This window comes from Rhizobium sp. 01N424 (genome assembly GCF_056399485.1).
In genome coordinates this window covers 97,326-111,129 of record NZ_JBFTRK010000015.1, presented here as the reverse complement: position 1 = coordinate 111,129, position 13,804 = coordinate 97,326, and the positions used below count along the sequence as shown (strand labels likewise).

Annotated in this window: 14 protein-coding genes; 3 read left to right on the top strand and 11 right to left on the bottom strand. The window is 57.9% G+C overall.

The annotated features are described in order from the left end of the window. A partial coding sequence (gene istA, locus AC1DNK_RS26915; protein ID WP_477944152.1) for an IS21 family transposase occupies positions 1–1,520 on the bottom strand: 1,520 nt, incomplete at its 3' end. Between the two features lie 366 nt (positions 1,521–1,886). Here istA and AC1DNK_RS26910 point away from each other — a divergent pair. Both AC1DNK_RS26910 and AC1DNK_RS26905 read left to right on the top strand, forming a co-directional pair. Further along, a protein-coding gene (locus tag AC1DNK_RS26910; RefSeq protein ID WP_112988616.1) for an IS3 family transposase occupies positions 1,887–3,076 on the top strand; the annotation gives its coding sequence in 2 pieces (ribosomal slippage) (positions 1,887–2,139 and positions 2,139–3,076; 1,191 coding nt in all). Between the two features lie 703 nt (positions 3,077–3,779). Beyond that, positions 3,780–4,007: a hypothetical protein gene (locus AC1DNK_RS26905; RefSeq protein ID WP_477944151.1), complete on the top strand. Its 228-nt coding sequence runs from the start codon at positions 3,780–3,782 to the stop codon at positions 4,005–4,007. 530 nt (positions 4,008–4,537) lie between these two features. On the opposite strand, the gene AC1DNK_RS26900 is transcribed toward AC1DNK_RS26905, so the two are convergent. From AC1DNK_RS26900 to AC1DNK_RS26855, 10 genes are all read right to left on the bottom strand, one after another. Beyond that, complete coding sequence (locus tag AC1DNK_RS26900; protein WP_477944150.1) at positions 4,538–4,972, bottom strand: N-acetyltransferase family protein; 435 nt, start codon at positions 4,970–4,972, stop codon at positions 4,538–4,540. A gap of 126 nt (positions 4,973–5,098) precedes the next feature. Beyond that, the gene (locus AC1DNK_RS26895) at positions 5,099–5,281 is read right to left on the bottom strand and encodes a hypothetical protein (protein ID WP_477944149.1); all 183 of its coding nucleotides are present in this window, start codon (positions 5,279–5,281) and stop codon (positions 5,099–5,101) included. A gap of 88 nt (positions 5,282–5,369) precedes the next feature. Beyond that, positions 5,370–5,663 carry a hypothetical protein gene (locus AC1DNK_RS26890; protein WP_477944148.1) on the bottom strand — a complete coding sequence of 98 codons (294 nt, stop codon included), beginning with the start codon at positions 5,661–5,663 and terminating at the stop codon, positions 5,370–5,372. 296 nt (positions 5,664–5,959) lie between these two features. Beyond that, positions 5,960–6,532 (bottom strand): alpha/beta hydrolase, encoded by a 573-nt coding sequence (locus AC1DNK_RS26885; protein ID WP_477944147.1) that lies wholly within the window; start codon positions 6,530–6,532, stop codon positions 5,960–5,962. A gap of 544 nt (positions 6,533–7,076) precedes the next feature. Further along, the gene (locus tag AC1DNK_RS26880; RefSeq protein ID WP_477944146.1) at positions 7,077–8,000 is read right to left on the bottom strand and encodes a hypothetical protein; all 924 of its coding nucleotides are present in this window, start codon (positions 7,998–8,000) and stop codon (positions 7,077–7,079) included. After that, entirely contained in the window at positions 7,990–9,465 is a 1,476-nt protein-coding gene (locus tag AC1DNK_RS26875; protein WP_477944145.1) for an N-6 DNA methylase, read from the bottom strand. The genes AC1DNK_RS26880 and AC1DNK_RS26875 overlap by 11 nt, the downstream gene beginning before the upstream one ends. A 674-nt stretch (positions 9,466–10,139) precedes the next feature. Further along, complete coding sequence (locus AC1DNK_RS26870; protein WP_477944144.1) at positions 10,140–10,826, bottom strand: hypothetical protein; 687 nt, start codon at positions 10,824–10,826, stop codon at positions 10,140–10,142. 355 nt (positions 10,827–11,181) lie between these two features. Then, positions 11,182–11,721, bottom strand: a complete 540-nt coding sequence (locus tag AC1DNK_RS26865) for a hypothetical protein (RefSeq protein ID WP_477944143.1) — start codon at positions 11,719–11,721, stop codon at positions 11,182–11,184. A gap of 29 nt (positions 11,722–11,750) precedes the next feature. Beyond that, positions 11,751–12,329, bottom strand: a complete 579-nt coding sequence (locus AC1DNK_RS26860) for a hypothetical protein (protein ID WP_477944142.1) — start codon at positions 12,327–12,329, stop codon at positions 11,751–11,753. Between the two features lie 107 nt (positions 12,330–12,436). Continuing rightward, complete coding sequence (locus AC1DNK_RS26855; RefSeq protein ID WP_477944141.1) at positions 12,437–12,862, bottom strand: hypothetical protein; 426 nt, start codon at positions 12,860–12,862, stop codon at positions 12,437–12,439. A gap of 592 nt (positions 12,863–13,454) precedes the next feature. Between AC1DNK_RS26855 and AC1DNK_RS26850 the strand changes: the two genes are divergently transcribed. Continuing rightward, positions 13,455–13,691, top strand: coding sequence for a hypothetical protein (locus tag AC1DNK_RS26850; RefSeq protein WP_477944140.1), 237 nt, complete (start codon positions 13,455–13,457; stop codon positions 13,689–13,691). The last annotated feature ends 113 nt before the right edge of the window (positions 13,692–13,804 follow it).

Here is a 13,804-nt window from a genome sequence, read left to right as displayed (position 1 = left end):
TTGCCGCGAAGATTGGCATGCTCGCCGACAGCGGCGGGTTCGGCGGAATGTCGTGGTGCCTTGTAGGTGCTGATGAGTGCGCTGATGCTTTTGCAAGTCAGTCCGCCGATCTCGACGGCACGGGCGGACACCGCCTCGGCCTGCACCGTCGGAATAGCCTGGTAGAGCTTCAGCACGCCAAGGCAGGTTCGAAAGCCTTGTTCGGGATGATGACGGCTGGCCAGGATGGCGATGATCAGCCCCTCGGTCTGAGGCCCAATGGATGCACCCCAGCGCTGGAAGCGTTCGGGAGACCATTCTGCGTAGCGGCGGTGCGAGCTGGGCATATGGTCGGGATCGGTTCCGAAGCGCGAACCGCCGAAACGGCGCTGATGAGCCGCGACCCTCTTGCCTTTGAAGAAGACCTCGACCGTGCGGCTCGTGGCCCGGATATCAGCCTGCTGGCGGATGAGGGTATGGGGCACGGAGTAGAAATAGTGCTCGAACTCAACGTGGTAGTCCGTCGACACCCGCGCCAGCTTCCATTCGGCGTACTCGTAGTCTTCTGCCGGGAGAGCCGCGAGTGCTGGGCGTTCCATGGCCTCGAATATCTCCTGGCGGGTTTGGCCCAAGCGCTTCATGACGTGCGTGTTGATCCGCTCGACGGCTCCGCGGATGGCGGAATTGGCTTCCTCCAGGGAGAAGAAGGTCTGATTGCGCAGCCGGCCGAGAATGCAGCTTTGGGCGAAACGAACCCCAGCCTCGACTTTTGGCTTGTCCTTCGGCCGTTTCGGTCGCGCAGGAAGCACGCCGACGCCGTAATGGGCCGCCATGATGCCAAAGCTGCGGTTGATCTCTGGGTCGTAGAAGCTCGCCTTGTTGACGCCGGACTTCAGATTATCCGGTACGATCAGGCGGGGCACCCCGCCGAAGAAGGCGAACATGCGCACGTGCGAGCCGATCCAGTCCGGCAGGGTCTGGGTCCAGGTGGCTTCTGCAAAGGCATAGCTTGATGCGCCGAGCACGCCGACAAAGATCTCCGCCTCGCGGATCTCGCCGGTCTTGCGATCGACGATAGGCAGCTTCTTGCCGGAATAATCGACGAACACCTTGTCGCCAGCAATGTGGACCTGCCGCATCGTGGGCGTCAGACGCCGCTCAAAGCCGCGGAACAAGTCGCAGAACCGACTGAAGCCGTAGCCATCAGGATGGACGGCCCGATATTCCTCCCACAGGATCGTCAGCGTCACGCCGGGCTTCTTCAGCTCGACCGCAACGACGCTCCAATCCGGCTCTGGTAGTCGCCGTAACCCTTGTTTAGTGCCTTGCCGGGCAAAAAGTTTGCCTTCCAGGACGTCGTCCGTCAGATCGGCGGGCAAAGGCCAGGACAGCCCTGCAGTCGCAGCTCGCCCTATCCCGTCTTGCACCGTGCTGCGGGCAATCCCGAGCAGATCGGCAATATCGCGAACGCTCACGCCGTCTGATCGCAGCCGAAGCAAATGTCGTAGTTGTCTCATGGTCAGCCTTCGTCTCTTCGACATGCCATCTCCTAACGTTCGAAAGGAAATGCATGCCAAGGTTGCTGACCCAGGGGCACTGCTTACGTTGAAAAACTGTCCGGTATCAAATCGGAATCGCGTCCGGCTAATTCTCGGAATCGTGTCCGGTTTTTGATCGGAATGCCGTCCGGTGAATCATCGGAATCTACAACTTGGCACTGATATGTGACATTTGGCAGATGGCACGCATGATTGAGACCGGTTTTCCTCACACGCCTGATGTCGAGGCTTCACGCTGCCTTCAAGCGAAGCTCTGCCTGGGCAATGGTGGCTCGCTCGATGAAGGTGACCTGCCACTGAGAATTTCCTCCAGAATGGATTAGAGTTCGGCCCATTGAGGACGGACTTATGAAGAAGCAGCGATTTACGGAAGAGCAGATCATTGCAGTGTTGAAGGAGCAGGAAGCCGGAGCGAAAGCGGCTGATCTTTGCCGTAGGCACGGGATTTCCGAGGCGACCTTTTATAACTGGAAAGCCAAATATGGCGGCATGGAAGTGTCTGAGGCCAAGCGTCTCAAGGCTCTGGAGGACGAGAATGCCAAGCTGAAGAAGCTGCTTGCCGAACAGATGCTGGATACAGCCGCACTCCGCGAGCTTCTTTCAAAAAAATGGTAGGGCCTGCCGCCAAGCGTGACGCTGTCGCGCACCTGAAGGCCATCATGGGTCTTTCGGAACGGCGGGCCTGCCAGATCATATCCGCAGATCGAAAGACGATCCGTTATCGATCCTCTCGGCCGCCTGAGGTCGAGTTGCGAGCGAAGCTGCGCGATCTAGCCAACGAGCGACGACGGTTCGGCTACCGACGGCTGTTCATTCTGCTTCGGCGAGACGGAGAGCCTTCCGGGGTCAATCGCATCTATCGGCTCTATCGCGAGGAAGGTCTTTCCGTGCGCAAACGGAAAGCCAGGCGGCGTGCCGTCGGCACGCGTGCGCCGATCCTCGTCGAAGCAAAGGCCAATGCCCGCTGGTCTCTGGATTTCGTCCACGATCAATTCGCCTGCGGCAGGCGCTTCCGCATCCTCAATGTAGTCGACGATGTCACGCGCGAATGCCTGGCGGCGATCCCGGACACATCGATATCAGGTCGCCGTGTCGCGCGAGAACTGACGACGCTTATCGAGCGACGAGGTAAGCCTGGCATGATTGTCTCAGACAACGGGACCGAACTGACCTCGAATGCCATCCTTGCTTGGTCGAAGGATCACAAGGTCGAGTGGCACTACATCGCGCCGGGAAGACCGATGCAAAATGGCTATGTCGAGAGCTTCAACGGCCGCATGCGCGACGAGCTGCTCAACGAGAGCCTGTTCTTCGGGCTCGATCATGCCCGCAGCGCCATCGCAGAATGGGCCGACGATTATAACAATTTCCGGCCGCACTCATCGCTCGGATACCAAACCCCGGCGGACTATGCCGGGATCATCGCCGCAACCGGCTCCAACGCTACGCAATATGGAAGCTTCGCGTTTCCGCCGGTTGCTCCCACCCCGCCATTTGGCGTATCAAAAACCGCCGAGGCTCTAATCGCAGCCGGATGAAACTTCAGTGGCAGGTCAAAGGCGATGGCCTTATCGCTGAAGATCCGGAAGACGACAGACGCGAATTGAAGCGCCTTTGACAGTTCCAAAAAAGCGTGGCGTCTTTGGTCTTCCGGGCACGGTCGGGCTTCAATCTCGGCATAGTGCGACGGCGTACCAACACTGTCACGAAAGCATCGCCCAAATGCAGAGACGCAAATACGGCTGCCATCGGGTCGAACTACGCGATAGTCCGGCTTGTATACCTACCCGTGACTATTGCTTCATGAATGGCGCGCGCGACCTCAGGCGTGTCGCTCATTGAGATAGCACAATATGGTTGGCCCCGCTCAGCACGAAGGGCATGAAAGGCAAAAAGCGCTGCGAGTGGAGCATGCCCGTAACACGGTGTCTGAGTTGAGGTCCCAGGTGAATAAGCCTTCTACGCAAGCACGTGTGAGTGCCGCATCGCATTTCTATCCACCCTTCTCTGGGTCTCGTCGCCTTCCTGTCGAGTCAATCGGTGGAACAGACCGCTCTCGCCGTCGTTACTGCATGAATATGGAGAAGAGCATGACACGCTACCTTGACACGCCGGCTGCCGCGGAGCCGCCAAAGCCTGACATAAACACGCACATCCGCACCAATCCCAGAGTGAAGGGTATACTATGGACGGCGGGAATTGGGATGGGACTTCTCATCGTGATCGCTGCTGTGATTTCTCATGTCCTTTAAGGATGCCAGACCGGCCGATAGCCGCAACCATGTCAGAGAAGATCGCTACCAAGCAATCCCGGGCGAGGACGGCTGGACGGTGATGGATCGCTTGAGCGGTCTTCCAGCGGCTTCCAACGGCCGCGACTTCATTAAACTAAGAAGAACGGACGCGCGCGACATTTCAAATGAACTCAATAATTGCGAAAGAGAGGGCAAGCCCAGCCCGCTACTGTAATCCTGATCGAAAATTTGCGCATCGGTGCTTACACGGGAAACCGACATACTTCGATAACTGAGCAGCCCGCCGGCAGCTATTCCGGGGTGTTGGGCCGCTTTACAAGCTCTTTCGTAACGGCAGATGTCAGGGCGCCAACTGCCTTTGACGATCGCACAAATACGGAAAACCAGCCACCCAACTGCTGGAGAAAAGCAAGCGCTCGGGATCGCCATCGAGGCCCTCGGTGATATCGAAAGCAATTAAGCGCTCAACGACCCCATCGACGTCATCTATCCGCAATGAGAAATGCCAACTGTTGCGATCAATCGCCGGCCACTCGCGGGACGTTCCTTCTTGTCTACAGGGTGCAGCTGCAAATCGCGCACCCGAGCCGTCCCTCATCGGAAATTCAGGCTGTGGAATATCCGCCGGCCCAAACAAGTCTCGGTAGGATGGAAGCGAAGTTTTGAGATCAGCCGTGATGATCGATGCGTGATGCAGAGCAAGAACGGGATAGTGTCTTCCAACCGCCAGAGCCCCATGCAAGGTCAGGGACCAGAACCATCTAGTGACCAGCACTTGCAAACCGTCGTTCCGGTTGTCCGATACGTTCGAAAACCCATCCGCTCGTAATAGGCCTGTGCAATGTCGTTGCCCATTCCAATAAAGGCCTCGATTTTCCCAAGCCCCGCTTCGATGGCCGCGTGTCGAGTAGTCTCGAATAACTCGCGCCCGACACCAGTCCTGGCTGCGTCTGGAGAAACATGCGTGCCGACGATGCCCCATCCAACTGGCGTCCCATAGGGATTGTCATCAGTCGCTCGGATCAGCGATTGAAAGCCGAGTAGGTTTCCGTTGTCGTCCTCGGCCAGCGAACAGCGGATGCCAGCTGGATTGTTGATATAATGTTCGCGGACGAATTCGACGTCTGCTCTTGCCGTTCGCTTTCCGGCAGCAACCAGCTGTTTGAGCATCTCACTCATAGGAAAAGCGTCTTCAGGCCCTGCTGTCCGAATCTTCACTGTAACCTCGCTCCGCAAGGTGATCGACCGCCGGCCGTCTTAATAGGCGGCCGCACCGGGATTGTAGGTCGAGGCAGCACGACTACGCTAGAGTTGACGACCCTGGTTTCGAGCCTGTTCCAGTGCCAGCGCGTGGCGTTCTTTCTTCGCCTCGCGTCTACGCTTTTCCGCTGTCAGGAAATTTCGTGCCGTTTGCGCGAAGCCTTGGCGGGACTCGAGCTTCCGAAGGTTGGACAAGTCGATGGGCTGCGGTGCCGAATTCTCGGTCATGGATGTTTCCTCAAATGCCGGGAGAGAGCGCGCCAAATAGAGAAAGGATACGGCGTCCGTCTGATTTTTCATGCGGATGGTGTTGTAGTCACGATCGGCCTTCCATCGCCTGGATCATCATCATCGTATAGTCATCCATTGCAGGCGGCGGCACGTCGTTTTTGACCGCCAGCTCCGGCAGGATTTTATGCGCGGGATTGCCACCATGAGCGAATTGACGTGCCGACTTCTTTGCTCTGCTTGCCTTCAGGTCGATGCCGTTATCTTTGTTGCGTGACACCTTCGTGCTCCGTCTGCGACTTGATTCCTTCATGAACGGCGAGGAAAGAAATTCGTTCCGTCCGAGGTGGGCCGCGAAAAGGAAGAGAAGTGCGTCTGCCACCCGGCCAATGCCTGAATTTCAGGCGTTCACCCTACTCCTGTCAATCTTCCGTCGTCGTGATATCACCAGCGGCGAGCATTAAGCGGTCGCGGACAGGATCTTCGCTAGAAGAGCGTGCCTACTTCAAGGGCGCGATGGATGCAGCGCGTTACCTCGCCTTCGCTTTAGGCGGGCCGCACCACCATCGAAGCCAAACTCGAGAGTAGCTCCGCCATACTGATCGGCCTACGCAGCGGCGTAGCATCAAACGAGGGCCAGCGCGACTATTCCACGAATATGTCCGCCAAATACGGACGTCAGATGGTAGCGACGCTAGCTAGCCACGAGCGTGCTAGCGTGACGTCTGCATTGTCATGTGACCATCCATGCCCAGCATCAATAACATGCAGCGAAACGACGGCCCCAGCCCTGATGAACTGTTCGGCAAGAACGGCAGCATCATCGTGCCGTCTGCGCTCATCGTGCTTTCCTGCAATGATCAGGATCGGTTTCTCTGGCACGTTCGAGAGGTCGAAATTCCGGGAGAGTGGCTCGGGGCGCATGAGGATCGCCCCCGAGAATCTGTCAGAAGCGACTGTAAGGAGCGCCTCGGCGAATATAGCGCCGCTGGAATACCCCACGAGAACGATCTCGTCCGTGGTCGGGAGATGCGTCACGTCCTCTTGCAAAACCCAATCCTTCGCAAGTCCGATGACTTCCGCAGCATCGATGCTGCGGTCCAGACGGCGTCTGAAAAAGGTGAACCCGCCTGATTGTGCAAAAGGGCCACGAGGAGCGATCACGCGGGCCTGAGATGTAAGCTGGTGACAGAACTCCAACAGGTCGGTTTCGTCTCGGCCTGAACCATGAAGTGCTAGAAGTGTCAGCATGCTCTTCCTAGGTTGAGTTACCGCACTTATATCGCCCGCTAGCGACAAATTGATGACGGCTGCGGGCCGATAGCAGACCTCACTCGACCTCGCGTTGATCGAGCGACGTCCTGTATCACTGGACTAGATTACGCGTCCGAGGCTTTCGCCGCAATGGTAGCCTTCGCCCACCAGACTAGCTCGTCGAGCGCTGCCTTGGCCGACGGCAAAAGGTTAGCCTTGAATTCCTCGATCGGCTTGCTGCCGCCGAGCGGTGAAGTCGCGAAGAAATCCCCGGCTCCGATTCCCCACAGGCTTTTTGGCCGGCCGCTCAGTCTGAAATAGTCTAAGCACGAAGGCGAAGAACTCCACCTATCTGAAGCGGCTTGTGGTGCAGGCTATGATGCTTTCTACAATCGAGTATTCGCGCAGATCTGATATCGGCGACATTCATTCGCTTTGCTGGGCAGCAGCTGAAGTTCACGAACAATCCGCCCTTTTACAATCTTGAGGAGGGCGACCTTCCCTTTTTTAAACCGATATAGCTTAGCGCCGCGGAGCACCACTACACAGCGGTTCTGGCGCCATACGTCTGATTGTCGATCTGCATCAAAGCCGGCGAACTGATATTCCACTCAAGCCTACGTGTCACGCGGCTTAGATCTGGCGCGCTGGTAACGAAGCGCTCGTCGTAACGGAGATAGAGTGTCTCGAAGAAACTGGTCGTCGCAAGCGGGCTGGTTTCAGGGGGGAAAGGTTCGAAAAGCTTGTTCTTGGTGGGGCCTTCCATTTCGACCAGGCCGAAACCAATTGCTTCATAGCGGCTGACATCGTCACGGATGCCACGGCGCCCGACGAGCTCGCGCAGCGCATTGTGGAAGCGGACGATCCCGGCGACCGGCTCGCCGCCGATTGCAATCGCGATGTCGTTGGCCGCCAAGGCCTTTCCCGGGGCGGTCTCATTGCTGACGTCATCAACAGCTTCGGCAGCGACATCAAGCGCGCGTTCCGTCTGTCGGTTTGCCCGCAGCAGGACGAGATAGCCGAGGACGAGAGCCGGATAGGTGATATGCAGGTTGGTGCATTCGCCGATCGTCTCTTCCATGCGATTGGTCAGGTTACGGAACGCGCCGGTTACGCCCTTGCATGAGACAGCCAGAACCGGGCCGATCCCTTCTCTGGTCACGACGACATCGACGTTCTTGGTTTTCAGGCCGCCGAGCACCGTCCGTTCACCGCCGCCAGCGACAGATGGATCGTAGTGGAGAATAGGCGCGCGGCCAGATCTGCGTTCTACCCTAAACGGCGGCCGCGGTGTGATGTCGACCGGATCGAAACCGCCTTCAAGGACAAGCCGACAGGCAACATACCAATGCAGAGGCTTAATGTGGCTGGCACTCTGCGTCTTGCCTGAGAACTCTGCGAATTCCCTGAGCGCGTCGGCTTCAGTCGTCCAGCGGCAGACATTCCCCTCGACTTCAGTCGACATAGTGTCTCCAGCGCTGAAGCGTCTGGATGGAATCAGAGATCGCCTCGGCAGACTTTTTTCCGATCAAGCGACCAGCCGGAAAGAGAATGTTGCCGGCTTCACGCGGCTCCAGCTTCAGCATTCCACCTCCAAGCGCGTGGCCTTCAATTTCGCAGCTCAACCGAACAAAAGGTGTCTCCCACGAGGGGAGGAGTTTCGCTGCGAGCTTACGGTCGCGCAGCCTGACAGCGTGGACACTGTTTGTGCAGGTAACACCTGCGTCGTTCTTGACCAGGCTCGCTGCGCGTCCCGACATGTACTGAAGGATGTAATCGGGTTCCTGGACATCGGGAACCGAATACCATGGGTCCCTCACCCGGCATTTATAGGCTTGCCGGGCTTCGCGACCAGGATTGCTATTGAGATAGCGCCTGACTGTGGCCGGCACTTCCTGTCCGCGGCCGATCTTGAGCAGCAGCATTGCCTGGTCATTGGCCTGCCAGTCCGTCACCGTAGACGGGGTGATAGCATCTTTCGGGAGCGAACGCGCGTTGCGCACCGAGGGCTTCAGGAACTGTGACGGGATCCCGAGTTTCTCAGCCAGGGACGGTTTCAGGTGGAAGAAATCGTTGTCGCCGCTGACATAACCAATCCCAACGGCCGCGAATTCCGAAAACCGACGGCTATCCGGATCAACCCCGGCTGCCTGATAAATCCCTCTTACCTCTTCCGACATCAGGTAGGGTCGCAGTCTGCTATTCCATACAGAACGCCACTCTCCGACGTCGACAAAGGTTGTTGCCGCGGGCGGTTGCGCGGCTGGACGATACCGATCTACGATTGACAGTTCGATGCGATCGGTCTTTTCGCCGAAGCCGTCAGCATATAGAAGCCAGCAATCTTCGGACAGTTGCGGGAAGAGCTTCTCGCGCACGGCGACGATTTTCACCTGCCGGAACGAGGCGACGAGATACTCGATCAGCGGCGCAGCATATGGTGCGTGGCCGATCTCGGCCGGCACGACAAAAGCCAGACGGCCGCCGGCCTTCAAAAGCGTAGCTGTCGACACCAAGAACGGCGCCCATGATGATGTCAGGCCGCTGAAGCGTGCGCCATTCGCTAAGCAATGGGCGAGAGCGCGTTTGCGCATGTCGCCTTTGAATGTCTGGTAGCGGATGAATGGCGGATTGCCGGCTGCACACTCGAAGCGTTCGGACGTCTCGGCCGCCCAGGTGAAGAAATCGCCCTCGTGCACGAGCGCCCAGGGAGCGCGGTCCATGGCAGAGCGCGCTGAGACGAAGTCCTGCTCGATGCCGACGGAATTGCGGTGGTGGACAAGGAAGTTGCCATCGCCACAGGATGGATCAAGCAGCCGATCGTCGTCATGATGAAGCGCCCAACGCACCAGGGCGGCCGCGATGTCATCCGGCGTGAAATACGCGCCCGATTGCTTCTGCGGCGGTCGAATCGATTGTCCTGTGTCCATGGCGCCACCTTAGGGAAATGGGAGTGCTTTTCAAACATAGACGGGCCTGAGTTTCAAGAACATAAATAGAACAAGCGTCTCTTAGCCTAGAAGCTTTTTTCGCTTGAAGGTGGTCGGTGTGGAATTGGGGACGAACTCGCCAATCGTCCTTTTGACAGATTTCGTCGAGAGTAAACCGTCAGCCGACAAAGACATGCAGGGCAGCCTGGCACCGTTGGACAGGAGGCGGCGATTGGTATTCAGGAAAACTCCAAGACGGGAGATTTACGCTAAGGCCGTTTTGCTCATCCGACAGACGCAGAGCACCCGCGTACATGCGGCGCGCAGCGCCTCGACCAACAAGCCCGGATACGTTGCCCTCGCTGCTGTGGCGATGCTTGTCCGGGCAAATGAACAAGCTCCCATCTCGTCCAGGCATCTGCCATGTTGGACGCTGCTGTTCTACAGCCGTCACAGTAGCTCTGTCTTAACCTGTCGAACGAAACTCACGTGATGGCTGGCGTCCTTTATCATGAGGACGTCAACATTGTTTCCTAACTCGGGGCGCCACGGGCAACGGAAATCAATTAATCAGAGTTGCGCTGTTTTGCGGCAAACTGAACAGGATTGACCGGCAGATGAACACTCGAAGCCTGCCAGATGGTGCTTTGCAACGTTACCGGAATGTCGTTCCTCTAGCCGCCGACACCCGGCGTCGAGCCCTCGTCGACTGTCGTGGGGAAGAGCTGCGTGACATTGGATCCGTTGGCCGGAAGCGGACCGGAAATTGGTTTAGCTCGCAATCGCCGTTCGCCAGCCGCCTGCACGACCGATGCCAACCCCTCGCGCTGCTGATAATAGTCGGGCTTCTCCGGAAGATGGAGTTCAAACTCGGCGCACATTCGTTCAATAAGATCCATCGCCTTTGCGGCTAGAACCGCATAGCCTTCCTGGCGACGTTCAAAGAAGCTGTCGAAACCGGGGCTCGAGAGATCGAGACTTTCCAGCGCGTTCCCAAGGTTGGCGACGCGGTTGGAAAGCCACAGGGTCTCGTTGAAAAACTCGTCTCCGAGCAACATGATATCTTGAGCCGGAGGCAGCGCAAGAATGGGGTCGGGAGTGTGAAAGACGAATTCACCCTCGTTAACCGGGTTGAACTCCGGCTCGTCGTTGGCTGCGGCGTAAGCGGCGCCAACGAAATCGTCCAAAGCAAGGACGGTCAGCATCGCGGACCTGCGGGCGGCCGCCTTCTCGACGCGTCTGCGCCCTCCACGCGCCCATCGTAACGCGCTCGGCACAATCGAACCGGCCGCATAACCGCCCGCTCCGATGATTGCGCCGATCACCATGATGCCCTGAGTTGTCTCGAAAAACTGCGTCAACACCCACCTCGTAAAGTTCGAGAAGTGACTTGCATCGGTCGCACGCAGCACGGAATCACGACCGGCTCCTGCAGTGTGCCTCGCTTGGAAGCGATTGGAAATGCTTCTCTTAAAATGCGACCCGACCGGGCAGCTTTCAAGGGCCGGGCCGCCATCATATTTGACAGAATGAGCGGGCCTTAAAGCCCTTCACCTCCCAAGCGGTGACGACCTATGAGCGCGCCATTCCCGGCGGAGAGAGGATGGAAGTCGCAATACAGGGACTTCCGCCAATTGATTGGTTTTTCTCACCTCGACTTGCAAAACTCGCTTCGCTCGGACGAACTGGACACGGCCTTTTAATATCGAGCGAATTTCAGGTGTTGAACCGCGCGAGCCTTCCCCGAAGCTCTGCGTTTTCCGTAATCAGCCGCGCATGCAGCATCTGCCGCAGGCGATAGTTCTCTGCTTCGAGTTCGGAAAGTTCGTCCGCACGCAGGACGGCAAGCTGTTTTTCGCGTCGCTGCCGGACCGGCGATCGCGAAACACGTTCTGGCTTGCCGGGCTGTTTGGCGGCAGCAACGGTATGGACAACCCGGGCGGCACTATCGGTTTGAGCGGTGCCATACGCTAAAGCCTCGCGCTGTGTCTCTCGTGCCTCTGCTTCAGCTGGTAAACTCAATGCTTGCTTTGCATTGCCTTCTAAAGACACGGACCTGTCGCGATGATCGGATGGAACCACTTGGGGCAAGGTCTTGGCTGAAACAGCAGGCGCCTGCTCCTCGCCCCTGTCCGCTTCAGTTTCGCGCGTCAGCGCCTCAAGGTCAGTGCCGCTCCAGATGGAGGCTTTTGTGCCACGGGTTCGGCGGCGCGATTGCCTTACTTCGACAACGAAGGCTCGCTGTTGTCTTCTCATGTCATTCCTATGTCACGTGTTCGGGTCCATCAGCCGCGTGTAAAACGCGCATGCATCGCCTTAAGCTGTTCGTTCTGCGCGCGCAACTTGGCAGCCAACTGGCGCCTCAATTGTCTGATCTCGTCATCCAGCTCGGCAGCTTCGGAAACCAAAGCCGGTTCAGCTTTCAGCGGTTCAACGCCAGCCCATAATTTGGAGCGCTTGGCCGGCCTGGAAACCGGCGGCGTGGTCGATTTATTTGCAGGCGGCGCGCCCGATTCGGCGGTATTGGCTTGCGGCTGTTGAGCCCTTCTGCCTGGCACACGAGCCTTTTGCTGTGGCTGCCTGACCGGGGGCGGCGGCGTTGCCTCGCCAGCGGTTACTGCCAATGGCGTCTTGCCAGTCTCTGTCCCATCACTAACAGCTGACGCATTCCCCGCAGAACGATCCTCGTCGATGCCGCTGTTGCTCAAGGTGGGCTGAAGGTCGACCAGGGTCTGTGGCGACGCAGGAGCCTGCACCGTCTTGCCGGCAGGATCCTCATCCAGTGCGAGATGTTCTTCGCCGCTCTCCCTGTTCGCATCGCGGCGCGAGATGAACTGGCCCAGAAGTTTCCATGGTGATTTCATGTGATATACCCCGAACACATTGCAGCCGGGGCCGCGGCGCGAACCCGGTTGCCAGACCTTAGGGATCTAGGATCGGCGGCAGACTGAGCAACCGCCGTCGCTGGTAATTACTTGACGCCGAGCTTCTTGCGAAGGTCGACATTTTCGGCGCGGAGCTTGTCACCGAGCTGCTTGCGCAGGCGCTTGTTCTCGTCTTCAAGTTTCAGGAGTTCGGTCATCTCATCGGCGGCGGAAGAAATCGCGACCGTCGCTGCAGTCTGTGCCGCAGCGCGCTTGCGCCCATCAACCTTTGGACCCTCCACCTTGGCTTTGCCTCTACGGCGTACCACAGGCTGGGCATCTGGCTTGGTCTCGTCAGCCTTTACGGCGGCGCTCTTGCGCCCTCTTCCGGTCGTGGCAGCTGCGACAGGAGCAGCACTGGGCGCAACCTTAGGCGTACGGGGAGCACGCTTCTTCTTTTCAGGAGCAGATGCAATCGGAGCAACAGCCGCCGTGTCGGCGGCAGCAGGGTTCTGGGTAATCTCGTCGGCCATCGGTTTTCTCCCTTTAAATGCGAACATGTTGTCGGATGTCCAACGCGCAGAGTCAATCGAGCCGCTTGGACGGCATAATGACTAGCAAGCGAATCTTGTCCGAAGGCGACCTCGTTTATTCCGGTCTCTTTCACAGCGGACGCATCGATCAGAAGGTTGCGCACGGTCAGGTGAAATGTCGATGGCGCACGATTATGTCTGGCAAGGAGGTACACCTGAACCTAGCGTCTGAAACGAGGAGCTGACAAACTACTGAGGCCGGCTATCGTTTTGACACGGATCAAATGCGGAGCCCGCCGCGCGTCAAGCGGGGGTCAGCGGGCTCCTGCCGCGAGGCGGCGAAGCAACTTGGAACGCGCAGCTGAGTCGCTCCAAGCGCGGCGTTCTCCGCTCCACAAGCAGTTCGCAATAGGTTTAAATTCGGGTGAAAGCCCAGCCGTTTTGAGACACCTCTCTTGCACGAGCGCAACGACACAATACGCCATGTCATCCTGGTGTGAATGCGGGTCGGTATGGTTTCGCGTGATAATCCGGCCTTTTACCCCAATATGGGGCAAGACATCGGGAGCAAACTATTGTATCGAATCGGGTCATGCGCGCCGGGCTCTACCAAATCGTCCATTCGATCTTCGCCGTTACCGTCACGGCGGTATTTCTGGCATCGATATTTGTCGCGCCATTCGTCTCGGCAGGGTTCGTGGTGTTTGCTGTCGTATACGGGGGATGGTCGATCTGGCATCTAGTGCCACTTTGCCATCTGTCCCTGATTGCGGGAGCGATCTACTTGGTCGGACCCGCATTCCGCAAGCCGCGCTTCTCCCTGACGTGATATCAGACCTCGCCATACTGGCTGCGTCCTAGCGTTTACCTTGCAACTTAATATTAACAGCGGGTTATATTTGAACCACGCCGCGGCTGTCCGCTATCTCCTCCAAGAGCAAT

Bases quoted from the DNA above. Each gene is read 5' to 3' on its own strand.
- AC1DNK_RS26905 (WP_477944151.1), top strand. From the start codon at position 3,780: ATGTCCTTTAAGGATGCCAGACCGGCCGATAGCCGCAACCATGTCAGA.
- AC1DNK_RS26900 (WP_477944150.1), bottom strand. From the start codon at position 4,972: ATGAGTGAGATGCTCAAACAGCTGGTTGCTGCCGGAAAGCGAACGGCA.
- AC1DNK_RS26895 (WP_477944149.1), bottom strand. From the start codon at position 5,281: ATGACCGAGAATTCGGCACCGCAGCCCATCGACTTGTCCAACCTTCGG.
- AC1DNK_RS26885 (WP_477944147.1), bottom strand. From the start codon at position 6,532: ATGCTGACACTTCTAGCACTTCATGGTTCAGGCCGAGACGAAACCGAC.
- AC1DNK_RS26880 (WP_477944146.1), bottom strand. From the start codon at position 8,000: ATGTCGACTGAAGTCGAGGGGAATGTCTGCCGCTGGACGACTGAAGCC.
- AC1DNK_RS26875 (WP_477944145.1), bottom strand. From the start codon at position 9,465: ATGGACACAGGACAATCGATTCGACCGCCGCAGAAGCAATCGGGCGCG.
- AC1DNK_RS26865 (WP_477944143.1), bottom strand. From the start codon at position 11,721: ATGAGAAGACAACAGCGAGCCTTCGTTGTCGAAGTAAGGCAATCGCGC.
- AC1DNK_RS26860 (WP_477944142.1), bottom strand. From the start codon at position 12,329: ATGAAATCACCATGGAAACTTCTGGGCCAGTTCATCTCGCGCCGCGAT.
- AC1DNK_RS26855 (WP_477944141.1), bottom strand. From the start codon at position 12,862: ATGGCCGACGAGATTACCCAGAACCCTGCTGCCGCCGACACGGCGGCT.
- AC1DNK_RS26850 (WP_477944140.1), top strand. From the start codon at position 13,455: ATGCGCGCCGGGCTCTACCAAATCGTCCATTCGATCTTCGCCGTTACC.